24 protein-coding genes and 1 riboswitch are annotated in these 24,464 nt (G+C 64.7%); of the genes, 15 read left to right on the plus strand and 9 right to left on the minus strand.

What is annotated here, in order from left to right; genetic code table 11:
- Positions 1–19: 19 nt before the first annotated feature.
- Entirely contained in the window at positions 20–1,900 is a 1,881-nt protein-coding gene (locus PLAV_RS18650) for a sensor histidine kinase (protein ID WP_049767682.1), read from the minus strand.
- A gap of 170 nt (positions 1,901–2,070) precedes the next feature.
- Between PLAV_RS18650 and PLAV_RS02200 the strand changes: the two genes are divergently transcribed.
- From PLAV_RS02200 to PLAV_RS02210, 3 genes are all read left to right on the plus strand, one after another.
- Positions 2,071–3,690 (plus strand): lysine--tRNA ligase, encoded by a 1,620-nt coding sequence (locus PLAV_RS02200; protein WP_011995346.1) that lies wholly within the window; start codon positions 2,071–2,073, stop codon positions 3,688–3,690.
- 74 nt (positions 3,691–3,764) lie between these two features.
- Complete coding sequence (locus PLAV_RS02205; protein WP_011995347.1) at positions 3,765–5,276, plus strand: hypothetical protein; 1,512 nt, start codon at positions 3,765–3,767, stop codon at positions 5,274–5,276.
- Complete coding sequence (locus PLAV_RS02210; protein ID WP_011995348.1) at positions 5,273–6,097, plus strand: hypothetical protein; 825 nt, start codon at positions 5,273–5,275, stop codon at positions 6,095–6,097. The genes PLAV_RS02205 and PLAV_RS02210 overlap by 4 nt, the downstream gene beginning before the upstream one ends.
- Before the next feature lie 2 nt (positions 6,098–6,099).
- On the opposite strand, the gene PLAV_RS02215 is transcribed toward PLAV_RS02210, so the two are convergent.
- Complete coding sequence (locus tag PLAV_RS02215) at positions 6,100–6,744, minus strand: S24 family peptidase (protein ID WP_011995349.1); 645 nt, start codon at positions 6,742–6,744, stop codon at positions 6,100–6,102.
- A 140-nt stretch (positions 6,745–6,884) separates the two neighbouring features.
- Between PLAV_RS02215 and PLAV_RS02220 the strand changes: the two genes are divergently transcribed.
- The 3 genes from PLAV_RS02220 to arsC are packed head-to-tail and all read left to right on the plus strand — an operon-like array spanning position 6,885 to position 8,647.
- Entirely contained in the window at positions 6,885–7,241 is a 357-nt protein-coding gene (locus PLAV_RS02220) for a DUF952 domain-containing protein (RefSeq protein WP_011995350.1), read from the plus strand.
- A complete protein-coding gene (locus PLAV_RS02225; RefSeq protein ID WP_011995351.1) occupies positions 7,242–8,288 on the plus strand; it encodes a quinone-dependent dihydroorotate dehydrogenase in 1,047 nt (348 codons plus the stop codon).
- Between the two features lie 8 nt (positions 8,289–8,296).
- A complete protein-coding gene (arsC, locus tag PLAV_RS02230) occupies positions 8,297–8,647 on the plus strand; it encodes an arsenate reductase (glutaredoxin) (RefSeq protein ID WP_011995352.1) in 351 nt (116 codons plus the stop codon).
- A 3-nt stretch (positions 8,648–8,650) separates the two neighbouring features.
- Here the strand turns inward: arsC and PLAV_RS02235 are convergent, their stop codons facing one another.
- The 3 genes from PLAV_RS02235 to PLAV_RS02245 are packed head-to-tail and all read right to left on the minus strand — an operon-like array spanning position 8,651 to position 10,922.
- Positions 8,651–9,967, minus strand: coding sequence for an MATE family efflux transporter (locus PLAV_RS02235; protein ID WP_011995353.1), 1,317 nt, complete (start codon positions 9,965–9,967; stop codon positions 8,651–8,653).
- Positions 9,964–10,401, minus strand: a complete 438-nt coding sequence (locus PLAV_RS02240; protein WP_011995354.1) for a PaaI family thioesterase — start codon at positions 10,399–10,401, stop codon at positions 9,964–9,966. Before PLAV_RS02240 ends, PLAV_RS02235 begins: the two co-directional genes overlap by 4 nt.
- Positions 10,398–10,922 carry a PaaI family thioesterase gene (locus tag PLAV_RS02245; protein WP_049767683.1) on the minus strand — a complete coding sequence of 175 codons (525 nt, stop codon included), beginning with the start codon at positions 10,920–10,922 and terminating at the stop codon, positions 10,398–10,400. The genes PLAV_RS02240 and PLAV_RS02245 overlap by 4 nt, the downstream gene beginning before the upstream one ends.
- Positions 10,923–11,146: 224 nt before the next feature.
- Between PLAV_RS02245 and PLAV_RS18655 the strand changes: the two genes are divergently transcribed.
- From PLAV_RS18655 to PLAV_RS02275, 6 genes are all read left to right on the plus strand, one after another.
- The gene (locus PLAV_RS18655) at positions 11,147–11,614 is read left to right on the plus strand and encodes a PAS domain-containing protein (RefSeq protein ID WP_011995356.1); all 468 of its coding nucleotides are present in this window, start codon (positions 11,147–11,149) and stop codon (positions 11,612–11,614) included.
- A gap of 82 nt (positions 11,615–11,696) precedes the next feature.
- Entirely contained in the window at positions 11,697–13,124 is a 1,428-nt protein-coding gene (locus tag PLAV_RS02255) for a flavin-containing monooxygenase (RefSeq protein ID WP_011995357.1), read from the plus strand.
- A 140-nt stretch (positions 13,125–13,264) separates the two neighbouring features.
- Positions 13,265–13,927: a TetR/AcrR family transcriptional regulator gene (locus PLAV_RS02260; protein ID WP_011995358.1), complete on the plus strand. Its 663-nt coding sequence runs from the start codon at positions 13,265–13,267 to the stop codon at positions 13,925–13,927.
- 93 nt (positions 13,928–14,020) lie between these two features.
- Positions 14,021–15,055 carry an alpha/beta hydrolase gene (locus PLAV_RS02265; protein WP_041535808.1) on the plus strand — a complete coding sequence of 345 codons (1,035 nt, stop codon included), beginning with the start codon at positions 14,021–14,023 and terminating at the stop codon, positions 15,053–15,055.
- A gap of 3 nt (positions 15,056–15,058) precedes the next feature.
- The gene (locus PLAV_RS02270) at positions 15,059–15,409 is read left to right on the plus strand and encodes a DUF3147 family protein (protein WP_011995360.1); all 351 of its coding nucleotides are present in this window, start codon (positions 15,059–15,061) and stop codon (positions 15,407–15,409) included.
- A gap of 67 nt (positions 15,410–15,476) precedes the next feature.
- A riboswitch (yybP-ykoY riboswitch) is annotated at positions 15,477–15,660 on the plus strand.
- A 6-nt stretch (positions 15,661–15,666) separates the two neighbouring features.
- The gene (locus PLAV_RS02275) at positions 15,667–16,242 is read left to right on the plus strand and encodes a TMEM165/GDT1 family protein (protein WP_011995361.1); all 576 of its coding nucleotides are present in this window, start codon (positions 15,667–15,669) and stop codon (positions 16,240–16,242) included.
- On the opposite strand, the gene PLAV_RS02280 is transcribed toward PLAV_RS02275, so the two are convergent.
- Positions 16,233–17,111 carry an alpha/beta fold hydrolase gene (locus tag PLAV_RS02280; RefSeq protein WP_011995362.1) on the minus strand — a complete coding sequence of 293 codons (879 nt, stop codon included), beginning with the start codon at positions 17,109–17,111 and terminating at the stop codon, positions 16,233–16,235. The two genes, PLAV_RS02275 and PLAV_RS02280, sit on opposite strands and share 10 nt — an antisense overlap.
- A 119-nt stretch (positions 17,112–17,230) precedes the next feature.
- Between PLAV_RS02280 and PLAV_RS02285 the strand changes: the two genes are divergently transcribed.
- Complete coding sequence (locus PLAV_RS02285) at positions 17,231–18,205, plus strand: NADPH:quinone oxidoreductase family protein (protein ID WP_011995363.1); 975 nt, start codon at positions 17,231–17,233, stop codon at positions 18,203–18,205.
- A gap of 269 nt (positions 18,206–18,474) precedes the next feature.
- On the opposite strand, the gene PLAV_RS02290 is transcribed toward PLAV_RS02285, so the two are convergent.
- From PLAV_RS02290 to PLAV_RS02300, 3 genes are all read right to left on the minus strand, one after another.
- Complete coding sequence (locus PLAV_RS02290; RefSeq protein WP_041536229.1) at positions 18,475–19,356, minus strand: SDR family oxidoreductase; 882 nt, start codon at positions 19,354–19,356, stop codon at positions 18,475–18,477.
- A gap of 295 nt (positions 19,357–19,651) precedes the next feature.
- A complete protein-coding gene (locus tag PLAV_RS02295; RefSeq protein ID WP_011995365.1) occupies positions 19,652–19,924 on the minus strand; it encodes a DUF6460 domain-containing protein in 273 nt (90 codons plus the stop codon).
- Between the two features lie 45 nt (positions 19,925–19,969).
- On the minus strand, positions 19,970–20,821 hold the full coding sequence (locus PLAV_RS02300; RefSeq protein WP_011995366.1) for a mechanosensitive ion channel family protein: 852 nt from the start codon (positions 20,819–20,821) through the stop codon (positions 19,970–19,972).
- A gap of 219 nt (positions 20,822–21,040) precedes the next feature.
- On the opposite strand from PLAV_RS02300, the gene PLAV_RS02305 reads away from it, so the two are divergent.
- Entirely contained in the window at positions 21,041–23,596 is a 2,556-nt protein-coding gene (locus tag PLAV_RS02305; RefSeq protein ID WP_011995367.1) for a ligase-associated DNA damage response DEXH box helicase, read from the plus strand.
- A gap of 77 nt (positions 23,597–23,673) precedes the next feature.
- Positions 23,674–24,390: a ligase-associated DNA damage response endonuclease PdeM gene (gene pdeM, locus PLAV_RS02310; RefSeq protein ID WP_011995368.1), complete on the plus strand. Its 717-nt coding sequence runs from the start codon at positions 23,674–23,676 to the stop codon at positions 24,388–24,390.
- Positions 24,391–24,464 lie beyond the last annotated feature (74 nt).

Here is a 24,464-nt window from a genome sequence, read left to right on the forward strand (position 1 = left end):
CGCCGCCGCAAAGATATTGTCAGGCCGCCAGGCTTGGATAAACCTTGGCAAGCTCCCGCCAGGTCGCGGCGATTTTCTGTTGCAGGCGCGGCACTTCGCGCATCGCCGCCTCCTGTTCGCCCTGGCCGGCCGCCGTGCCGATATTGTCCGCCACCGTTGCAATCGCCGTCAGGCCGAGGTCGGCTGCGGCTGTCTTCAGCGACAGGGCGCCCTCCGCGAGTGCCGCACCGTTCCCCGAGGATCGCGCCTGCTCGATGTCGCGATGCAGCGCCAGCACGCGTTGAAGCCCGGTCACAAGGTGATCGGTAATGTGGTGCCCGCCCAGCCGCCGCTCCAGTTCATAAAGATGGTCATGATCGATAAGGCGCTCGGGCTTTGCTGTTCCGTCCGGCCGCGCCTCGTCGCACAGCGCCGCGAAATACTCCCGCGCACCGCCGGTCTCCGATGGCAGCAGAAACCAGAAGGTACTCCCTTGCCCGACCGTGCTGTCCACGTCGATATGCCCCCCCATCAGCCGCACCAGCCGCTCGCTGATCGGCAGGCCAAGTCCGACACCCGCCGTCTGTCCGCTGAAGCGGTAGTCGCGCGCATCGGCGCCTTGCGTGAAGGCCTCGAAAAGCCTCGCCCGTGCATCTTCCGCGAGCCCCGGCCCGGTATCCGTCACCGAGAAACGAAAAACCGTTTCCCCGCCCGGCGTCTTCAGCGACGCGACCCGCACCACCACGCCGCCCTGATAGGTGAATTTGATGGCATTGCCGATCAGGTTGGAAAGCACCTGCCGCAGCCGGTCGGCATCGGCCGTCATGAGGGCGTCGATGCCCGGCGCCACGTCGAGTTCGAGCGACAATCCCCGCGTTACCGCCTGGTGACGCATCATCCGCACGACGCTCGCCGTCAGTTCCACCGGGTCGAAGCTGCGCGGCTTCAGTTCGAGCGATTTGGATTCGATTTCCGAAAAATCGATCATGTCGTCGACCAGCCGCCTGAGAAGCTGGCTGGTCTCCTCGATGGACGCCGCAATCTTGATCTGCGTTTCGTTCACCGCCTCGTCGCCGAGATAAAGCGCCATGTTGCGCAATCCGTCCAGCGGCTCGCGAACCTCGTGACTGATGATGTCGAGGAATTCCTGCTTTGCCTGCATTGCGGCCTTTGCCCGCGCCTCCGCTTCTTCCGCGTCGCGCCGCCGCTGCTCGGTTGCCGCATGCGCCCGCGCCATCCGCTCCACGAGGTCGGCATTCTCGAAGCGCAGCCGGAATGCCTCCCGGTAGCCTTCGTTGATCCGCCTCGTCCAGCCCATGATCGTCGCGAAGAACATCAGCGCCAGCAGCACCGCCGCAACGGAGAGCGCATCGCCGCGCGTGGCGAACATGATGACCGCGGGCAGGCATGAGGAGAGAGTGTAGTAGATGACCGCCGGCGGATAGGTCGCCCGGCTCACCGCCGTGGCCATCACCAGCGCGGCCAGCACCGCCATGTAGAAAACTTCATGCGCGAAACTCGAGTCCGGCAGCCACAAGAGTGCGCCCACGCCCCATGTCGCACCGCTGATGAGCGTGACGAGCGCATACCGATGCGCCCATTTCGGCGCGTGCTCCACATTGTCGGGGTCGGCATTGAAGCCGGCGCGAACCCGGTCGAACGCAAATTGTGCGATGAGCTGGATTGCCGCCACCACCGCCGTCGCCCAGATCGGCGCCGTCTGGTAAAAGGCAAGGCCAACGACGAGAATGCCGCCGAATATCGTCCAGCGGCTCGCCTCGCCCAGCGAAAGCAGCAGTTTCACCTGCTCGGCCACGATCCGTGTTTCGATGGGGGGATTGCGCCGGACAGTCCCGGGAAAGACCGCCTCTTGTGGCTGCCCTGCCTCTGTGCCTGCGGGCCTGTCGGCTTCGGTCGTCAACTTCTGGATCTCCCGGCGCTCCGCCGCGATCTGTTGCGATTTTGCTCTCCCCGGCGGTCCGCCGGGTCCGGCGCTCCGCCGGTTCTGTCGGCGCGTTGACGAGAGAATGTGCAAAGCATAGGGTCCGCCCGCTTGCCAAAACCTTAAGTCATTACTTCCGGGTACATTAGATGTCCGCCGCCCCCACCGCTATAGCTCCCGCCGATCTCCTCGAAGCCGCCCGCGTCAGCAAGGCCTGGCCGTTCGAGGAAGCGCGGAAAATCGTGGACCGGCTCGAGCGCGAGGGCGGTCCGGACCGCACTGTCCTGTTCGAAACGGGCTATGGGCCCTCCGGTCTTCCGCATATCGGTACTTTCGGGGAAGTCGCGCGTACCACAATGGTGCGCCATGCCTTTGAAATCCTGATGCCGGGCGTGAAAACGCGTCTTTTATGTTTCTCCGACGATATGGACGGCCTCCGCAAGGTGCCAACCAACGTCCCAAATCAGGAGATGCTGGCGAACTACATCAATATGCCGCTGACCCGCGTCCCGGATCCTTTCGAAAAGTTTCCGAGCTTCGGAGAACACAACAACGCGCGCCTGCGTTCGTTCCTCGACTCTTATGGCTTCGAATACGAATTCGCGAGCTCGACGGATTACTACAAATCGGGCCGTTTCGACGAAACCCTTCTCAAGGTGCTCGCGAAGTTCGACGAAATCATGGAAATCATGCTGCCGTCCCTCCGTGAGGAGCGCCAGCAGAGCTACAGTCCGATCCTCCCCGTCAGCCCCCGCACCGGTCATGTCCTCCTCGTGCCGCTCGTTGCGCGCGATGCGGCAAAGGGCACGGTCAGCTATGTCGAACCGGGCACCAATGAAACGGTCGAAGTGCCCGTCACCGGCGGCAATTGCAAGCTGCAATGGAAGGCAGACTGGGCAATGCGCTGGGCTGCGCTTGGCGTCGATTATGAAATGGCGGGCAAGGATCTCATCGACTCGGTGAAGCTCGCCTCGCGCATCTGCCGTGTCCTCGGCGCGCCGCCGCCGGAAGGCTTCAACTACGAGCTTTTCCTGGACGAGGAAGGCAAGAAGATTTCCAAGTCGAAGGGCAACGGGCTTTCGATCGAGGACTGGCTGCGTTATGCGAGCCCGGAAAGCCTGCAATATTTCATGTTTCAGAGCCCGCGCGCAGGCAAGCGCCTCTATTTCGATGTGATCCCGCGCAACGTCGATGAATATCTGGGCGCGCTCTCCGCCTTCCCGAAGCAGGATGTGCGCGAGCGGCTGAACAATGCCGCCTTCCACATCCATCATGGCAATCCGCCTGCGGAAGATCTGCCGATCAGCTTCTCGCTGCTGCTCAATCTCGCCAGCGCCAGCCACTCGGAAGACCGCGACGTGCTCTGGGGCTTCATTCGAAACTATGCGCCGGATGCGACGCCGGAGAACCATCCCCGGCTCGACGATCTCGTCGGCTACGCCATCAACTACTTCCACGATTTCGTACGCCCCGCGAAGAAGTACCGCGCGCCGGCCGATCTGGAGCGCGCTGCGCTTGAGGAGCTTGCCGCCCGCCTCGAAGCGGCGGATGCGGACGCCTCGGCCGAGGAACTGCAGAACATCGTCTACGACATCGGCAAGAACCATCCGTTTGAAAAGCTGCGCGACTGGTTCAAGGCGCTCTACGAGGTTCTGCTCGGCGAGGAACAGGGCCCGCGCTTCGGCACCTTCGTCAAGCTTTATGGCGTCAAGCAGAGCGTCGGTCTCATCCGCCGTGCGCTCGCGGGCGAAGACCTCTCCAAAGCCTGATTATTGCCGCGGCGCTTGCTGTGTTGCGCCGCTTGGCCGAACATGGCCGTGGGATGTGCAATAGGGGTAGGCCGGTGAAGTTCTGTGCGCGATGGATCGTCTTGCCGTTCGTGCTCGTTCTTGGCGGCTGCGTGGCCGTGCCGGACTGGCGCGCCGAAGCACCCATGGCCGACGCGCAATGTCTCGCTCTTCTCACGGATATGGATGAAGCCGTCGCCGCGCATGATGTCGGCGACGCCGGTGCCGCCCGCATAAAGACATTCCCCTGGCTCCGCATCGACCGCTTCCTCGCCAGCTTTCGCCATGAGCTCTCCGCCCCCGGCGCCTTCGAGGATTGGGTAAGCCACCTCCGCTGGCTGGACGCAAGGGCGCGCGAGATCGAAGCCTCGAACTTGCCGCTGGATGCGCGCATGTCGCTCGCCGCTCGCCACGCCACCGATCCGGAATCCCTCGCCGGCGCCGCCAATCGCTGCGGCGATCTATTGTTGCAAACCGAAGTCCTGGAAGGCCCGCTGAAAACGCGCGATGCCCTTGTCCGCGCCGCCGTCGCACCCAGCCATTACAATCAGTGGCAGCGCGCCATCGGCCTCTACCCGCTGACAAATCTCGGCGCTGCCATCGGTTATGGCCGCTGGAAAGATGAAAACCTCGGCCCCTTCGCGCGGGATTTCGCCGCCGCTGCCCCGTCCGAAAGCACGGTTGTCTACGTGCCGGCGGCGGCCATGGAGGAGGGCGGCGTCTCCGCCCTTGTCCGCGCCGCGCCGCGCTCCGCCCTCGGCCTGCCGAAATTCTCGGCGGATGAAGTGGCCCGTCTCGCCGCCGCCTTCGCACCGGTCTTTGAAATCGAGACGCAAAGCGACGACGACCGTCTCGGCTCGCCTTTTTGGCAGCGCGAAGGAGGCGAGCTCCTGCCAGCTATCGATGTCTCGCGCCCCGCCGCCACCACGCGCCTCGTCTACACCCGCTTCGAGGGCAGGGTGCTGCCGCAACTCGTCTACACGGTCTGGTTTCCGGCGCGCCCCCTGCAGGGAAGCTTCGATCTTCTCGGTGGCCGCATCGACGGTTTCATCTGGCGCGTGACGCTCGATGAAGAGGGTGAACCGCTCATCTATGACGCGATCCATGCCTGCGGCTGCTATCACATGTTCTTCCCCGTCGCGCCCTTGCGCCGCGTGCCCGTGCCGGAGGACCGCGACATGCGTGAGGCGCCTCTGGTGCCGAAAGCCGCGCCGCGTCTCGCCCCCGGCGAGCGTATCCATCTCCGCCTTGCCGCCGTCAGCCATTACCTGCTCGATCTCGGCGTGCGGCACCCGGCCTCCACACCCTCCACCTACGAACTCCAATCCGACCGGGCATCCCCCGCCTTCGGCGAACGGTCCCTGCCTCTGCCGGAAGGCGGCCGCCGCAGTTTCTATGGGCCCACAGGAATCGTGCCGCATACGGAGCGTCTCGAACGCTTCACCCTCTGGCCGCTCGGCATCGAAAGCCCCGGCGCCATGCGCCAATGGGGCACCCATGCCACCGCCTTTGTCGGCGAGCGTCATTTCGACGATCCCTTCCTCTTCGACAAGGCCTTCGCGCGATGATCGCCCTCCGCGCCCTTCTCTTGTTCGCGGCAGTGCTCGCCGCCGCTCCCGCGCTCGCCTTCGATCGCGGCCTTGCCGAGGCACAGGCGGCCTTTGACAGCGGCGCCTTCGCCCGCGCCGCCATGCTCGCCCGCAGGCTGCAGACCGGCGAGGGCGACGCGCTCGCCTCGCGGGCGGAAATGGTGCGGGGTGATTTCGGCGCCGAGGGCGATGCGCGCCTCGTCCGTTTCGAGGCGGCATTGCGCGATGGCCGCCGTGCCGTCGCGCGCGCGCCCGAAAGGCCCGAGACGCATCTCGCGGTCGCCGTCGCGCTCGGCCTCGTCGCCCGCCGCGAAGGCAGCATGGCCGCGCATTTCACGGGCATGGCCACGGAAGCCCGCGCCCATATCGACAAGGCGCTTGCCCTCAACCCGGACAATGCCTGGGCCCATGCCGCGCTTGGCGGCTGGCATCTCGAAATCGTCCATGCCGGCGGGCCCCTTGGCGGCGTCGTCTATGGCGCATCCGCTGATGAAGGCATCGCCGCCTATGAGCGTGCCCTCGCGCTTGATCCCGCCAATATGTCGATTGCCTGGCAATATGCCTTCCAGCTCGCGGGCTTCGGCACCACCGCCAAAACCGCCCGCGCCGGGGAACTGCTCGCGGAAATCGCCGGGCGCGAGCCGGCTACGGCGCTGGAAAAGCTGCTGCGTGATGCGGCGCTGGAATTGAAACAGGCGCTCGACGCGAACGACATGGCCGCCGCCTCCCGCATCGTCGCCCTGCGGCTTGGCCGCGCGGCACCGCCCGCACAGGCGCCGGCCCCAACAGGCAAGAGATGAGCCTACTGGCTCGCCCAGATGATGCGCGCCATCCAGACGATCTCTTCCGGCTTCAGCGACCGGTCCTCGTAAGCCGGGTTCAGCGATTGCAGGTCGATCCGCGTCGCCGTCTTCCGCGCCAGCACCTTCGCCATCACCTCGTCCCCCGCCGTCTTCACGACCACGCGGTCGCCGCGCCTTATTTCCGCGCCCGGCGACACGACGATGATGTCGCCCGCCCGGTAGAACGGCTCCATGCTGTCGCCGCTCACTTCCAGCGCATAGGCGTGCTCATCCTTGAAATCGGGAAACGCCACTTCCTCCCAGCCGCTCCCGACCGGAAATCCCGCATCGTCGAAAAAGCCGCCGCGTCCCGCCTGTGCCAGCCCGATCAGCGGCACATGGCGCTGCGGCGTGAACGCGACCTCGCCATCCGCCACCAGCACCAGAAAATCCTCCAGCGACGAGCCGGTTGCATCGAGTATTCGCGCCAGGCTCTCGGTGTTCGGCCAGCGTGGCCGTCCCGCCGCCGTCACGCGTTTCGATTTGTTGAAGGTCGTGGGGTCGAGTCCCGCCGCCTTGGCAAGCCCCGAGGCTGTCAGTCCGTGCCGCCCCGCCAGCGCGTCGATCGCCGCCCAGAGGCGGTTGTGGGAAAGCTTGCGGGGCATCGGACTGAATGAATTCCTGTCGGCGGGGGCGGGACATGGGAATCATGCCATAGGCCGCGGCCCCCCGCACCCCGGAATTGCGGATTTGATTCCCATCCGCCGCCTTGTCGGCCCCCGCCCGCGCCGCTAGAGTGCGCCCCATGCCGCCCGATTCCAGCCTCATCTACAAGATCGTGAGCCAGCATGAATGGCTCGCCGCCGAGGCCGAGGGCCATTTCATCGGCTCCGCCGTCGATATCGACGACGGCTACATCCATTTTTCGACCTCCACCCAGGCGCGCGAAACCGCCGCCCGCCATTTCGCCGGCCGCCACGGCCTCCTTCTCGTCGCGGTCGAGGTGGCGGCGCTTGGCGAGGCGCTGAAATGGGAGCCCTCGCGCGGCGGCGCTCTCTTCCCGCATCTCTACGACGTCCTGCCCCTCCACGCCGTCCGCCGCGTCGATGTGCTCCCCGTGGATGAGGACGGCACACACCTCTTTCCCTCGATGGAAGACTGAATGGACCTCTTCCCGCTCGCCCGCCCGCTGATGAGCCTGATGGACCCCGAAACCGCGCATGGTCTCACGCTGCGCGCGCTGCGCCTGGGCCTCGGCCCCACCCGGCGTGCGCCGGACCCGGTCTCCCTCGCGATAGACCTTTTCGGCCTCCATTTTGAAAACCCGCTCGGCATCGCCGCCGGCTTCGACAAGAACGGCGAGGTGCCAGATGCCATGCTCGCCATGGGCATGGGCTTCGCTGAGGTCGGCACGGTCACGCCCCTGCCGCAGCCCGGCAATCCGCGCCCGCGCGTCTTCCGCCTGCCGGTTCACCGCGCCGTCATCAACCGTCTGGGCTTCAACAATCAGGGCCACGCCGCCCTGAAGAAGCGCCTCCTCGCGCGCCGCAAGCGCCCCGGCATCCTCGGCGTCAACATCGGCGCCAACAAGGACGCGGCGGACCGCATCGCCGATTACGAGGCGGGCATCCGCGCCTTCGAGGGGCTGGCGAGCTATTTCACCGTCAACATTTCCTCGCCCAACACGCCCGGCCTCCGCGCCCTGCAGAACAAGGCGGAGCTGCAAAACCTCGTCGCCCGCGTCCTCGCCGCGCGCAAGGGCAAGACGCCCGTCCTCCTGAAGATCGCGCCGGATCTCAACGCCGAAGAACTCGGCGACATCGCCGAAGTCGCCCTTGAGCAGGGCCTCGACGGCCTCATCGTCTCCAACACGACCATCGCGCGCGAAGGCCTCGTCTCCGGCGTCAATGCGAATGAAACCGGCGGCCTCTCCGGCGCACCGCTCTTTCCCATGTCCACAGCCGTGCTGCGCGACATGTACCGCCTCACCGGGGGCCGTCTGCCGCTTGTCGGCGTCGGCGGCATCTCCTCCGCGGACGATGCCTATGCGAAAATCCGCGCCGGCGCCTCGCTGGTGCAGCTTTATTCCGCGCTCACCTATGACGGCCCGCCGCTTGTCGCCCGCATCAAGCAGGGCCTCGCCGCGCGCCTCGCCGCCGATGGCTTCGCGCATCTGAAGGATGCCGTCGGCGCGGATGTAAACCTCTAGGAGCGAAAATGCCGAAACCCACCATCTATCACAATCCGCGCTGCTCCAAGTCGCGTCAGACCCTCGCGCTGCTGGAGGAAAACGGCCACGCGCCGCTCATCGTCGATTATCTGAAAGCGCCGCCTTCCGCCGCCGAGCTTCAGTCGATCCTGAAAAAACTGAAGATGAAACCGCGCGACCTGATGCGGAAGGGCGAAGCCGCTTACAAGGACCTCGGCCTCGACAATGAAAAACTCACGGTTGAAAAACTCATCCGCGCCATGGTCGAAAACCCGATCCTGATCGAGCGCCCCATCGTCGTCATGGGCGCCAAGGCGAAAATCGGTCGCCCGCCCGAAAGCGTGCTGGAGATTCTCTGAGGCTCACGCCAGCGCCCGCCTCAGTCGCGGATAGTAAAATCCGAGCGACGCCGCCCGCATCAGGTTGAAGCCCGCAAGCGCCGCCCACAGCCCGTGATTGCCGTAAGGCAGCAGCAGCCACCAGAGCGTCAGGAACAGCGCGCTCGATGCCAGCGCCGCGTTCCGCATCTCGGTCCCGCGTGTCGCGCCGATGAATATCCCGTCGAGCTGGTAGCACCAGACCGACAGCACCGGCAGCAGCGCCGCCCAGAAGAGATAGACCCGCGCCGCCGCGCGCACTTCCTCATCGATGGTGAGGAAGTCGATGACGAAACCGCCAGACGCGAAAATCCCGAGCGACAATGTACACGCGATCCCCGCCGCCCAGGCGGTCGAAAGCCGCGCCGAAAGATCGAAATCCTCGCGGCTGCGCGCGCCGAAAGCCTTGCCCACCAGCGCCTCGGCGGCCAGCGCGAAACCGTCGAGAAAGAAGGCGCTCACCGTCACGAATTGCAGCAGGATCGAATTGGCGGCCAGCGTCACCGCGCCCGCCTCGGCGCTCTTCGCCGTGAACCACGCGAAGGAAAACATCAGCACGATGGTGCGGATCATGATGTCGCGATTGACCGCGACCGTCCGCGCCAGCCGCGCCGCATCGAGGAGCCGCGCCCGCGTCCATTGCCCCGGATAGAACCGCAAATGCCGCGCCGCCACCGCAAGCCCGGCAAGCGCCGCCGCCACTTCCGCGATCAGCGTTCCCGCCGCAATCCCCGCCACGCCCCAGCCGAGCCCCAGCGCCAGCGCGATGTTGAAGAAGATGTTGACGAGGTTGAGGAACACCTGCAGCGCCAGCGCGATATTCGCGCGCCCGAGCCCGATGAACCATCCGACCAGCGCATAATTCGCCAGCGCAAAAGGCGCGCTCCATATGCGGATGTCGAAATAGACGCGCGCGAGGCTCTCCACTTCCTCTCTGCCGTCGAGCAGTGCGAAAGCGGCAAAGCCTATCGGCCATTGCATGAGGATCAGCGCCGCGCCCACCGCCCCGGCAATCAGCAGCGCCCGCCCGAGCGAAGCGCGGATTTCCTCGCCATCCATCGCGCCCAGCGCCTGCGCGGTAAGCCCCGTCGTCCCCATGCGCAGAAAGCCGAAGGTCCAGTAGACCATGGTGAAGATGAGCGCGCCGATGGCCACCGCGCCGATATATTTCGGATCGCCCATCCGCCCCATCACCGCCGTATCGGCAATGCCGAGCAGCGGCGTCGAGATGTTGGAAATGACGATGGGAATGGCGATGGCAAGAACCTTGCGATGGTTCACCCGCGCCGCCGCCTCGCTCATGATGTGGTCGTGTCGTCCGCCGCCTGCAGCAGGAAGTGACCATGCGCCGCCGCGATGGGCCGCGAGCGGTCATCCTGCCAGGCTTCCGCGCGCACCGTCGCCACGCGCCGCCCCTGCTTCGTTATTTCCGCCCGGCCGTAAGTATCCACCGGCTTGCCGGAGCGCAGATAGTCGATGGTAAGGCCGATGGGTTTTGGCAGCGGCCCCGCGCCGCCCTCGAAGGCAAGCTGCGCAATCGCCGTTGTCTCGAGAAAGGCGCCGATCACGCCGCCATGCAGCGCCGGCAGCACCGGATTGCCGATAAGCTGTTGCGAAAAATGCAGCACCGTCGTCACCTCATTGCCGCGCTGGTCCACGGTAATGCCGAGATAGCGCGCATAGGGGATCGCCTGCATCAGCGCGTTGATGTCCGCCTTGCCCTTCGTCTCGCTCATGCCGCGCCCCCCTTGTTCTTCGCCAGCAGTTTCATCGCCTCGTCCGCGGCGTCCGGCGATACCGGCATCGGCGCCGCCCGGTTCGCGCCCAGCATGAAAGTGCCGACGCAGGTGGCGATGGGGTCTTCCTCATCCGTGTGATAGGCCGTGCCGCGCACAAAGGCGATGTTCTTCGTCACCTTGTAGCAATGCGTATGCGCCATCAGGTCGAGCTTCGGCGTCGCCGGCTTCATGTAGTCGATCCGCAGGTCGAGCGTCGCAATGGACATGCGCTCCGGCAGCGCAAGCTGCACCGCGATGCCGCAGGCATTGTCGAGCAGCGACGTGATGACGCCGCCATGGATCACACCCGTCTCCGGATTGCCGATCAGCTTTTCCGCGTAGGGAATGGAAAGCCAGGCCTGTCCCCGCTTCGCATCGGCAACGGTAAGCCCGATCGCCTTCGCATGCGGCACATGCTCGATCAGCACATTCTTCATCAGCTCGATATGTTCGGGTTTGAAGTCGTCGTCGGCGGCCATGTTTCCTCGCTCGCTACGCTGTTCTAATAGCGCCACGCCGCCGCGCCAAGTCAACCCGCTTTTCTCTACCCACCCTCCCCTTGGGGGAGGGTCAAAATTCGTCTGCGAATTTTGGGGCGGGGCGCGGCGCAAACGCTTCACACATCGTAATATTTCCTTCTCGCCGCCCGCTTGCATCGCCCCGCTCCGGCGCGCAACAATGGTAACAGGAGGAGCGAAAGACCATGCTGACAATCGAAGGCGGCCTTACCGTTCTGAAGGATATGGAGGTGCTTGCGGCGCCGCTGCCCGCGCTCCTCTCCTATTGGGAAAGCAAGCGGGCGGGCCGTCTCATGCCGGCACCCTCCGACATCAACCCGGTCGAAATCCCGCGCCTGCTTCCCTTCCTCACCATCGCGGACGTCACCTATGATCCGCTCGATTTCCGCTATCGCCTCGTCGGCACCCGGATCGTCGAGATGACCGGCGTCGATCGCACCGGCCGCTCCCTGCGCGAAGGGCATGAAGGTGAAAGGCTGGAAGAACGTCTCGCCGGGCTCCGCGACATGCTTCGCTCGCCGGCGCCCATCGCCTTTTCCGGCCGCTTTGATTGGCTCGGCCGCGACTACCGCCGATTCGAATGCATCCAGCTGCCGCTCTCATCGGATGGCGAAAGGATCAGCCGCCTTGTCGCAGCGTATGCCTTCCCTTGAGCCTCATGCAGCGGCGCTTTCTGGCTCCATGCGGCATCTTCCTGTAGCCTCGTTCCATTGAAATTTCACACTGGAGTTCGTCATGGCCGGACAGTCGTCGCCGGGGTCTTCGCGCATGTTGCCGAAAGTCTGCATCATCGGTGCGGGCTGCAGCGGATTTTCCACCGCCAAGGCATTGCAGGATCGTGGCATCCCGTTCGACGTCTTTGAAATGTCGGATACCGTCGGCGGCAACTGGGCCTACAAGAACAAGAACGGCATGTCTGCCTGCTATGAATCGCTCCATATCGACACATCGAAATACCGGATGCAGTTCGAGGATTTCCCGATCCCCGACGCCTTCCCGGATTTTCCGCACCACGCGCAGGTGCTGCAATATTTCAACGACTATGTGGATCACTTCGATCTGCGCCGGAAAATTTCCTTCAACACGGCGGTAACGCATTGCGAGCGCACGCCGGAAGGTCTCTGGCGTGTGACGGTGGATCGCTCCGCCGCCGGTGGCGCCTCGTCCGAAACGCTTCTCTACGATGCGCTCTTCGTCTGCAACGGCCACCATTGGAACCCGCGCTGGCCCACGCCGCCGTTCCCCGGCGAATTCGCCGGCGTCCAGATGCACGCGCATTCCTATCTCACACCCTTTGAGCCGGTGGAGATGCGCGGCAAGAACATCGTCGTGGTCGGCATGGGCAACAGCGCCATGGACATAGCGTCCGAGCTGTCGCAAAAGCCCATCGCGAAAAATCTCTGGGTTTCGGCCCGGCGCGGCGTCTACATCTTCCCGAAATATATCGGCGGCCGTGTCGCCGACAAGGCATCGCTGCCGCATTGGGTGCCGCTCTCCGTGCAGCGTTGGCTGGCCGCCAAGGCGCTGAAGCGCGCCGTCGGCAACATGGAGGATTACGGCCTGCCGAAGCCGGATCACAAGCCCCTGGAAGCCCACCCCTCCGTATCCGGAGAATTTCTCACCCGCGTCGGCTGCGGCGATATCAAGGTGAAACCAACCATAGAGCGGTTCGAAGGCGCCCATGTCCGCTTCGCGGATGGCAGCGTCGAGGATGTCGATGTCGTGATCTATGCCACGGGCTACAACGTCGAGTTCCCCTTCCTCGACAAATCCCTGATCGAGGTGAAGGACAATCACCTGCCGCTCTTCAAGCGCATGATGAAGCCCGGTATTCCGAACCTCTTCTTCATGGGCCTCGCCCAGCCGCTGCCCACGCTCATCAATTTCGCCGAGCAGCAGGCCCGCCTCGTCGCGGCCTATCTCGCGGGCGAGTATGCGCTCCCCCCGAAGCATGAAATGGAAGCCGTGCTGGAGGCGGATGAACGCCGCTTCATGGGCCATTTCTATGACAGCCCGCGCCACAAGATGCAGGTCGATTTCAACATCTATTGCCACGATCTGAAGAAGGAGTGGCGCAAGGGGGAGAAGAGGGCGCGCGCTGCGGGCAATCCGCTCCCCGTTCCGCCCCGCGCCGCTTCCGGCTCGGCCCGCGCGGCGGAATAGGTATAAGTGTCTGAATTTTAATGGATTTCAGCCCTGTTTAAAGTTGACGATTGTCGTCATTTGGATAGAGTGGGGCCAATGTGAAGGGATGCAGGCGAGGCCGGGGGGCCAAAGCTTGCCGCACCCGCCGGAGGAATTGATTGACGACTGATCTGGATGAGGCGCCCGCCGAGGCGTCCAAAAAGCCGAAGGCGCCCGGCAAGCGCGAACTCACCAAGCAGAACAACCGTGAAGCCATTCTCGAGGCGGCGAAGGTCGTCTTTTCCGATCTCGGCTACGGCGCCACATCGGTGCGCGACATCATCCGCAAGACCGGCCTCGCATCGGGCACCTTCTACAATTATTTCAAGAGCAAGGAAGAAGTCTTCGAGGCGCTGATGGATGAGGGCATGCGCCGCATCCGTCCGCGCCTCCGCGCCGAGCGCATCCGCTCGCGCACTTTCGAGGATTTCATCCGCAACGCCTTCCGCACCTATTTCGATTACCTCGCCACCGACCGCGACACCTTCCAGGTCATGCGCCGCAATCCGAACACGGTGCGCGTCCGCATGGATTCGCCGGAAATCATCGCCGGCTTCGAGGAAATCCGTGAGTATATCGAAGAAGACATCCGCAACGGCACCCTGCCGGCGGTGGATGCGGAATATCTGATGGCCGCTGTGGTCGGCCTCGCGATGGAAATGGGCGACCGCATGCTGCGCCGCCCGGAAATGGACGCCGAGCACGCCTCCGCCTTCGCCACCGCCCTCGTCCTCGGCGGCTTTCGCGCCCTCCCTCACGCAGGAAACAAGGGCAAGCCGTAGCACTCTTCCACCCTCCCCCTGAGGGAGGGTCGAAAAATCTGCAGGATTTTTCGGGGAGGGGTAAGCCGCAAAATGCAGCAGTGCAGGAAAAGCATGAACATCCAGAAAACAATAATCCGCCTGCTGATGAAACTGCCCGATGGCGCTCTCGTCCGCCTCTCCGGCGGCAAGCCCCTCGCGATAGATGGCCGCATCATGGATGCCCGCATGCAGTTCCTCGCTGCGCAGGGCGCGCGCCAGCCCTCCATCACGACGCTCGATCCCCTCACCGCCCGCGCCGCCACCTCGCAGGGCCTGGCGATGCTGGATGGCGAACCGAGCACCAATGTTGAAATCTCCGAGCTGACAATCCCCGGCCCCGCCGGCCCGCTCGACGCACGGCTCTATCGTCCGCGCGGCGCCTCCGGCCCGCTCCCCGGGCTCGTCTTCTTCCATTTCGGCGGCTGCGTCATCGGCGATCTCGACACCTGCCACACCTTCTGCGCCATGATCGCCGATGTCGCCGGCATCGCCGTCCTCAACGTCGCCTACCGCCTCGCGCCGGAGCATAAATTTCCTGCGGCGGGCAAGGATGCGGTCGCCGCCTACCGCTGGGCGGAGGCGAATGCCGAGGACCTCGGCATGATACCGGGCCGCGTCGGCGTCGGCGGCGACAGCGCGGGCGGCTATCTCTCGGCCCATGTCGCGCAGGAAGCAAAGCGCGAGGGCTTCGCCGCCCCTGCCGTCCAGCTCCTCATCTATCCGGTGACCGATTGGGCCTCGAAGGGCGGCTCGATGGAAAGCTGCGCCAACGTCTACCCGCTTCCCCGCGACGTGATGGATTGGTTCGGCGCGCTCTACATGAACACCCCCGCCGACGCGGCCGACCCGCGCCTCTCGCCGATGAAATCGCCGGACCTCGCGGGCCTCGCCCCCGCCATCGTGGTCACCGCCGGCTTCGACGTCCTGCGCGATCAGGGCCTCGCCTATGCCGACAGGCTCAAAGCCTCCGGCGTCTCCGTCCTCTATCGCTGCGAAGACAGCCTCGCCCACGCCTTCACCGCCATGACCGGCGTCCTCCCCGCCGCCAGATCCGCCTGCGAACAGATCGCCCGCGACGTCGGCGCCGCGCTCCACAAGGCGGGCTGACCCATGCTCTACACGATCGTCAAGGCGGCGCTCTCCGGCATCCTCGTCATGATCGTCTCGGAAACGGCGAAGCGAAGCCCCGCCTTCGGTGCGCTGATCGCGTCGCTCCCGCTCGTCTCCATCCTCGCCATCGTCTGGCTCTGGCGTGAGACCGGCGACGCCGAGCGTATTGCTGCCCATGCCGAAGCCACCTTCTGGTATGTCCTCCCGTCGCTGCCGATGTTTCTGATCTTCCCGGCCATGCTGCGAAACGGCATCGGCTTCTGGCCCGCGCTCGCCGCCGGCTGCGCCATCACCGTCCTCCTCTACCTGCTCACCATCTGGATCGCCGCCCGCTTCGGCATCGCCCTCTGAGACGCAGCGCTGCGAGTCGTTCTCACCCCTCGCTCTCTTGCCCGCCGCAATCCTCCATGCTAATTCCACCCCGTCCTTAGGGGAGTAGCCGCCCTCCGCCGTCATGGCAGAGAGGGGCGGGCGTCAACAAACTCGGGCCCCGGCCCGTGGCGTCCGTGCTCAGCGAAAGCTGATTTGGCGAGACCTTTGGCTCATGCGCGCCCCTCTGCCGGGCGGGCGCAATGGGTCATTGTCTCGTCCGGCGCGGAGTTATTTCCTTGGAAGCCTTCCTCGTTTCCCTCGGCACCGTCGCCATCGCTGAAATCGGCGACAAGACGCAGCTTCTCGCGCTCATTCTCGCGGTGCGCTTCCGCGCGCCCGCCGCCGTCGTCGCCGGCATCTTCGTCGCGACCGTCGCCAATCACGCGCTCGCCGCCTTCATCGGCACATTGATCGCCGAATGGCTCACGCCGGAAATTCTCGCCTGGGTGCTCGGCCTCTCCTTCCTCGCCATGGGCGTCTGGGCCCTGATCCCCGATGCGCCGCCCTCCGAAGACGAGATGAAAGCCCCGGCCCGCTTCGGTCCCTTCCTTGCCACAACGGTTGCTTTCTTCTTCGTGGAAATGGGCGACAAGACGCAGATCGCGACGGCCGCGCTCGCCGCGCATTACCAGTCGGTCGTCCTTGTCGCGCTCGGCACCACGCTCGGCATGATGGCGGCGAATGTCCCTGCCGTTTACCTCGGTGAGGCGGCGGCGAAGCGCGTGCCGCTCCGCATCGTCCGCGCCGTCACCGCCGCCATCTTCATCGTGCTCGGCCTCGCGGCCGTCGGCGGCGCGCTCGCCTATTCCTGATCGGAGCGCAGAAAGGTAATCAGCATGTCGTTGATCGGCTGCGGCTCCTCGCGATGCACCCAGTGCGTGCCCTCTGCGAAAAACAGCGTGCCGCCGCGCTCGCACAGCGCGATGCTGCGTTTCGCCAGCGACACATCGGCAAACTCGTCCTTCTCGCCCCAGATCAGCAGCACCGGCGTCGCGATCGGCGCCGGTTTCGCCGGCAGCTTCTTCTTCAGGAGCGCCCGGTACCAATGCACCATGGAGGTGATCGCCTTCGGCTCGCGCCATGCCTTGCGATAGGCGTCGAACTCGGCCTCGTCGAAGGCGCCCGGCCGCGCCGATCCCTTCAGCGCCTCCACCAGCGCGCTGAAATTCTTCCGCCTTATCATCATCTCCGGCAGCACGCGCAGGCGAAACGCCTTCACATAGCGGCTCTTCTTCCGCTGCGCCTTGTCCTTGTACATCGCATCTTTCCAGATGGCGGGATGCGGCGCGTTGATCATCGCCGCCTTTTCCATGGCCTCGCCCCGCGTCGAACAGAGCCACCAGGCAACGCCCGCGCCCCAGTCATGGCCGACGACGCGGAGCCGCGTCTCGCCGAAATGCGTAGCCAGCGCCACAATGTCTTCCGCCAGCTCGTCGAGATCATAGGCCTTCACGCCGCGCGGCTTCCCGCTCACGCCATAGCCGCGCTGGTCCGGCGCGATCACGCGAAACCCCGCCTTCGCCAGCGCCGGCATCTGGTGCCGCCAGCCGATGCAACTGTCGGGAAAGCCATGCAGCAGAATGACGAGCGGCCCGTCCTCCGGCCCCATCTCCGCGTAATGCAATGCCACCCTGTCGAGATGCGCCACGCCGAAGCGCGCCTCTTCCATGCCCGAAATCATGTCGTCCCTCTCGCTTCCCCCGTCACATTCTCCGCACCCACCGTGGCGAAGTTGGGGCCGCCGCTCTATGCTCGGTCCACAAAGCAATTTGCCATAAGAGAAAATTTCGGGAGCGAAAAATGCGGTCGATGCGTGTGCATGAACTATCGGAAGATATTTCCGTCCTCCGGCTGGACGAGGTCGAGCTGCCGCCGCCGGGCAAGGGCGAAATCCGCCTCCGCCTCAAAGCCTGCTCGATCAACTTCCCGGACATTCTCATGGTCCAGGGCAAATACCAGTTCAAGCCGGAGCTTCCCTTCGCCCCCGGCATGGAGGGTGCGGGCCTGGTCGCGTCGGTGGGCGAGGGCGTAACGAAATTCAAACCGGGGGATCGCGTCGTCGCCGGCCTGCGCATCGGCGGCTTCGCCGAAGAGGTAAACATCTCGGCGGAAGCCTGCCGTCCCATCCCCGGCAACATGGATTTCGCGAAAGCCGCCGCCTATCCCGCCGCTTATCTCACAGCCTATGTCGCGCTTGTCTGTCGCGGCCATCTGCAAAAGGGCGAAACGCTTCTCGTCCACGGCTCCACCGGCGGCGTCGGCCTTGCCGCCGTCGAAATGGGAAAGCTCCTCGGCGCCACCGTCATCGCGACATCGGCCTCGGATGAAAAACTGAAAGTGGTGAAACAGCGCGGCGCCGATCACGTGCTGAACGTCACGAAAGGTTTCCGCGAACAGGTGAAGGAACTGACAGGCGGGCGCGGCGCCGATGTGATCTACGATCCCGTCGGCGGCGATGTCTTCGACGAAAGCACCCGTTGCATCGCCTGGAACGGCCGCCTCCTCGTCATCGGCTTCACCAGCGGCCGCATCCCGACGGTCTCCGTCAACATGCCGTTGATAAAAGGCTTCTCCGTCGTCGGCGTCCGCGCCGGCGAATATGGCCGCCGCGACCCGGAAGCGGGCAGGGCAAACATCGAAGCCGTGGATCGCCTCGCTGCCGAAGGAAAGATCGACCCCCACATCTGCGCCCGCTTCCCGCTGGAACGCGCCGTAGAAGCCATGCGCCTCCTGCAAAACCGCGAAGCCGTCGGCAAGGTCGTGCTGGAGATGTGAGCGTGCTGTGAAATAACCAGAAGCGAAATAAATATAAAAGTGTCATCCCGGCGAAAGCCGGGACCCATTGGTTCCCTCAGCAAGCGCGGCTATGCCCGGCCAAAAACAAAACACCTGTCATCCCGGCGAAAGCCGGGATCCATGTGCCTCACTACTCGCGGAAGCGTGGATTGGGTCCCGGCTTTCGCCGGGATGACACTTCTATTTGGTACGTCTGCCTCACTTCGTCATTGCGAGCGAAGCAATCCACTCCCCTGCGTGCAACCTCCTCAAACGCTCCTCTGCGCCTTGTCCTTCTCATTCGCGCCGCGGATCATCTCGCGCATCTTGTCCCATTCCTCGTCGGAGAGCTTGGAGAGCCGCGCAAAATTTCCGCCGCCGCCTGAAAAGCCCGCGCCGTCGATGGCGATGCACTGGCCCGTCAGATACTCGCAGCCATCCGCCATGAGAAACGTCGCGAGGTTCTTCAATTCGTCCATCTCGCCCACGCGCCCCATCGGAATGCCCTCGCGCGAGCCGTCGCCATCCGTCGATTGTCCGGGCGAAAGCCGCGCCCATGCGCCTTCGGTCGGAAAGGGCCCCGGCGCAATCGCATTGAGGCGGATGCCGTAAGGCCCCCATTCGGCGGCGAGCGATTTCGTCATGATGTTGACGCCCGCCTTCGACATGGCGGAAGGCACGGTGAAGGGCCCGCCATTCCAGACCCAGGTGGTGAGAATGGAAATCACGCTCCCCTTCACCTTGTCCTCGATCCAGCGCCGGCCGATCGCATGCGTCACATAGAACGAGCCGTGAAACACGATATTTGCGATCGCGTCGAAGCCGCGCGGCGAAAGGTCCTTCGTCGGCGAGATGAAATTCCCCGCCGCATTGTTCACAAGCCCCGTCAGCGGCCCGCCATCCGCCCAGATTTCCGCCACCATGTCGTCCACGGCCTGCGCCACGCGAATGTCGACGCTATGCGTCTTCACCGAGCCGCCATGCCTGGCCATCAGCTCTTTCGCCGTCTCGTCGAGCACGTTTTTCCGCCGCCCGCAGATATAAACCTCCGCGCCGAGCCGCAGGTAATCCTCGGCCATTTCCTTGCCGAGCCCCGTGCCGCCGCCCGTCACCAGAATGCGCTTGCCCTTCAAAAGCCCGTCGCGAAACATCGTCGCCATCTCGTCCTCCCATGTTTTGTTGCGGAAAGACTAGCGTGCCGCTTTCGCTCCGTCTTCCCTTTCGGCATGACGCAAGGGAAAGCGAAAAGTGGAGACGAAAAGCGATGAACAGGATCTGCCACCCTCCCCCTGTGGGAGGGTCAAACGGCTGAAAGCCGTTTGGGGAGGGGGAAGGAAGGAAATCTCAACTACCGTCGATATCGAATTCATCGAAGCTGCTGCATCCCCTCCCCGAAATTCGCTTCGCAAATTTCGACCCTCCCACAGGGGGAGGGTGGAAGAATTGCTACTCCCGCTTCCCCCGCGCCATCAGCACGCTCCACAGCCGCACCGCGACGAAAATCGGAATGACGACCACGGCGCCGAGCAGCAGATACTGCACCGACCAGTCGATGGCATCGAAGCCCATCGCCCAGATGCTCGCCACCGTGTCGAGAAAGTCGCGCCACAGGTCGATCGGCTTGATGCCGAACACCGCAAGCACAACGCCCACCGCGATGGAGGCGATGGCAAGTTTCAGGAGAGTGGGCAATACGGGCCCGCCGAAAAACCGATCCATATTCCGTCCTTCCAGAGTTTCCGGCGATGGCCTCTTCGTCCGGTCTTATTCCGCCGCTTCCTTGGCGGGATTGACAGTGTAGACCGTCCGCGCGGGGAAGGGGATGGTGATGCCCTCCGCGTCGAAGCGTTCCTTGATCTTCTGCATAAGGTCGAAGCGCACGTTCCAGTATTCGCTGTTCGCGACCCACACGCGCATCACGATGTCGACGGAGCTTTCGCCGAGATTGAGCACGCCCGTAAAAGGCTCCGGCTCGGCGAGGCAGCGTGCATCTGCCTCGATCTCCGCCCTGATGATGCCCATCGCCTTGCCGATATTGTCGCCGTATGAAATGCCGAACGTCACGTCCAGCCGCCGCGTCGGGTGATAGGTATAGTTCTTGATCGCCTGCCCCCAGATGTCGCTGTTCGGCACGATGATCTGCACATTGTCCGGCGTCGAAAGCTCCGTCGTGAAAAGCGACAGCGATTTCACCGTGCCCGCGATCCCGCCGACTTCCACATAATGCCCGGCGCGAAAAGGCCGGATGATGAGCAGCATCACGCCCGCTGCCACATTCGCCAGCGTCCCCTGCAGCGCCAGGCCGACGGCAAGGCCCGCCGCGCCGAGCACGGCGATAAGGCTCGCCGTCTGCACGCCGAATTTCGCCAGCACCGCCAGCACGGTGAAGATGATCGCGAGATACCAGACGATGGTGCCGAAGAAATTCTGCAGCATCTCGTCCATCTGCGGCATCCGCGCAAAGGCGCGCATGGTCCAGAGCCGCAGCTTCCCGGCAAACCAGAGCCCGAGAATGAGAATAAGGATTGCCGACAGCAGCCCCAGCCCCCGCTCCATGACAAGCGGCAGCAACACATCGAGCTGTTCGCGAACTTCAGGCGGCAATTGATCGAGCATACGAAAACTCCTTGAACCCGTCTCCCGCAGTCTCCCACGACTGCCCCGTGATTTGAACCTCGGGCAAGGCAGGTTTTGATGGGCCTTTGCGTCAAAAATAAGTGTGTCACCCCGGCGGAAGCCGGGGTCCATGGGCCCCGGCCCGGCATGAAGGGCCATCCTGTCTTTCGCCCGCTGCCGGTCTTTGGCCGGGGCGGAGCGCCCTGATACTCTTCCCCCATGACCAAGCCGGCCCCCGCCCCGAAGGAAGACCCGCAAGCCGCCATCCTCCCGCCCGCCTTCACCCATTGGTTCGAGGCGCGCGGCTGGCGCCCCCGCGTGCATCAGCTCGCGCTGGCCGGCCTCGCGCGCGAAAAGAAATCGACGCTCCTCATCGCGCCCACAGGCGCGGGCAAGACGCTCGCCGGCTTCCTCCCGACACTGGTCGACCTCGCCACAAACCCGCGCAAAGCCCGCAAGCTCCACACGCTCTATATCTCGCCGCTCAAGGCCCTCGCTGTCGACGTGAAGCGCAATCTCGAAATGCCCGTCGCCGAAATGGGCCTCGACATCTCCATCGAAACCCGCACCGGCGACACGCCGCAAAACCGCCGCCTCCGCCAGCGCCGAGAGCCGCCCGACATATTGATGACGACGCCCGAGCAACTGGCGCTCCTGCTGTCCTATCCCGATGCGCGGGATTTCTTCGGCGCGCTCGACTGCGTCGTGCTCGACGAGCTGCATGCGCTGGCGAATTCCAAGCGCGGCGATCTTCTCGCCCTCGGCCTCGCGCGCCTGTCGCGTCTCGCGCCCGGCCTCCGCCGGGTCGGCCTCTCCGCCACCGTGGCCGAGCCGGACGAGCTCCGCCGCTACCTCATGCCCCAGCCCGCGGAAGGCGAAAGCTTCAGCGAGATCATCGTCGCCCCGCCCGGCGCCGTGCCGGAAATAGCGGTGCTGACGCCAATGGAAAGCGAAACGGAGGAGGGCGAGGGCCGCATTCCCTGGTCCGGCCATTCCGCGCGCCACGCGCTCCCCGCCGTCTACGAAGCGATCCGCGCGAACCGTATCGTCCTCGTCTTCGTCAACACGCGCAGCCAGGCCGAATTCGTCTTCCAGGAATTGTGGCGCCTGAACGAAGATGCGCTCCCCATCGCCCTCCATCACGGCTCGCTCGCGGCGGAAGCGCGCCGCAAGGTGGAGGCCGCCATGTCGGCGGGCTCGCTCCGCGCCGTCGTCTGCACCTCGACGCTCGATCTCGGCATCGACTGGGGCGAGGTTGATCTCGTGGTGAACATGGGCGCACCCAAGGGTGCAAGCCGTCTCCTCCAGCGCATCGGCCGCGCCAATCACCGTCTCGACGAGCCATCCCGCGCGCTTCTCGTCCCCGCAAACCGCTTCGAGGTGCTCGAATGCGAGGCCGCCCGCGCCGCCGCGCTGGAAGGCGCGCAGGATGGCATGGTCGCGCGGCTGGGCGCGCTCGACGTTCTGGCGCAACACATCCTCGGCTGCGCCTGCTCCGAACCTTTCGACCCGGATGATCTCTACACGGAGGTAATATCCGCCGCCCCTTACCGCGCTCTCCCCCGCGATGATTTCGGCAAGGTGGTCGATTTCGTCGCCACCGGCGGCTATGCCCTGAAAAACTACGACCGCTTCGCAAGGCTCAGGCCCAACGCGAAGCACGAAGGCGATATGCGGCTGCGCGCCGCCTCGCCTTCCGTCATCCAGCAATACCGAATGAATGTCGGCACCATCGTCGAGGCGCCGATGTTGAAGGTCCGCATGATAAAAAGCCGCGGCCGCCGCCCGGTGGGCAGCATGGGCGGGCGCTATTTGGGCGAGATCGAGGAATATTTCATCGACCAGCTCTCGCCCGGCGACACATTCCTCTTCGCCGGTCACGTCCTTCGCTTTGAGGGGCTGGCCGAAACGGAAGCCCTCGTCACGAAGTCGAACGCCGCCGAGCCGATGATCCCGTCCTACTACGGCGGCAAGTTTCCACTCTCCACCTATCTCGCCGCCCGCGTCCGCACCATGCTCGCCCATCGCGAACAATGGTCGGCGCTCCCGCCGCAAGTCCGCGAATGGCTGGAGATACAGGCCTGGCGCTCCGTCCTTCCCGGCGAACACAATCTGCTGGTCGAGTGTTTTCCGCGCGGCGACCGCTACTATCTCGTCTGCTATCCCTTCGAGGGCCGCCTCGCGCATCAGACCCTCGGCATGCTACTCACCCGCCGCCTCGACCGCGCCGGCGCGCGGCCCTTGGGTTTCGTCGCCTCGGAATATTCGCTCGCCATCTGGTGCCTGCGCGATCCCGGCCTCATGCACGAGCGCCATGAACTGCCGCTTGGCGAACTCTTTGGCGAAGACATGCTGGGCGACGATCTCGACGCATGGCTCGCCGAATCGAGCCTGCTGAAGCGCACCTTCCGCGATTGCGCCATAATATCGGGCCTCATCGAGCGCCGTTATCCGGGCATGGAGAAGACCGGCCGCCAGGTCACCTTCTCATCCGACCTCATCTATAATGTCCTGCGCGAGCACGAGCCGGACCACATCCTCCTCCGCGCGACATATAATGACGCCGCCACCGGCCTCCTCGACGTCGCCCGCGTCGCCGAAATGCTGAAGCGCGTGAAGACCCGCATCACCCTGAAGCGCCTCGACCGCGTCTCGCCCTTGGCCGTCCCCGTCCTCCTCGACATCGGCAAGGTCCAGATCGACGGCGAAGCGAACGAAGCCTTGCTGGCCGAAGCGAGAGACAGTCTGATAGAAGAAGCGACAAGGCTGGTTTGACGCGCTGCCTCTCGATAAATAGAAGTGTCACCCCGGCGGAAGCCGGGGCCTATGGGCCTCTCGACGGGCACCGCCGAATGTACGACCTGATAGAAAAAGAACCCCGCATCGAAACGCAGCCCTCGCTCCGCGTCTGCGGCGTCACGCTCGGTCTCATGCCCGAGGGCGCGGGCTGGTGGGCGGACGAGCGCCTGCTCGTCGTCGCCGATCTCCATCTCGAAAAAGGCTCCGCCTTCGCCGCGCGCGGCATCGTCCTCCCGCCCTACGACACGCGCGCCACGCTCGCGCGCCTCGAAGCCCTCATTGAAAAATTGAAACCGCGCACAATCGTCGCCCTCGGCGACAGCTTCCATGATCGCGCCGCCGCCTCGCGCATGGACGCATCCGACGCCGCGCATCTGACGCGCCTTGCAAAAAATCTCGACTGGGTCTGGATCGCCGGAAATCACGATCCGGTTCCCCCGCGCGAATTCGGCGGCACCGTGATGGAAGAACTCAATCTCGGTCCGCTCACCTTCCGCCACGAGCCGAGAGGGGCGCCTTCGACGGGCGAGATCGCCGGCCATCTCCACCCCTGCGCCGCCGTCCGCGTCCGTGGCCGCCGCCTCCGCCGCCGCTGCTTCGCCTCCGACGGCACGCGGGTCATCCTCCCCGCCTTCGGCGCCTATGCCGGGGGCCTCAACGTCCTCGACGCGGCTTATGAAAATCTTCTCCCCGGTTTCGATTTCCATGCCTGGATGATGGGCGCAAGAACAGTTATCCCCGTCTCCGCCCGCCGCCTCGAAGGCGATTGATCCGTAGACGGATGATGATTCTCTTCCTGCCCTCCCCTGGGGGAGCGGTAAGCCGCAGGGAAAGGTGCCAAAAC

This window comes from Parvibaculum lavamentivorans DS-1 (assembly GCF_000017565.1).
GTDB classification, from domain to species: Bacteria; Pseudomonadota; Alphaproteobacteria; order Parvibaculales; family Parvibaculaceae; genus Parvibaculum; species Parvibaculum lavamentivorans.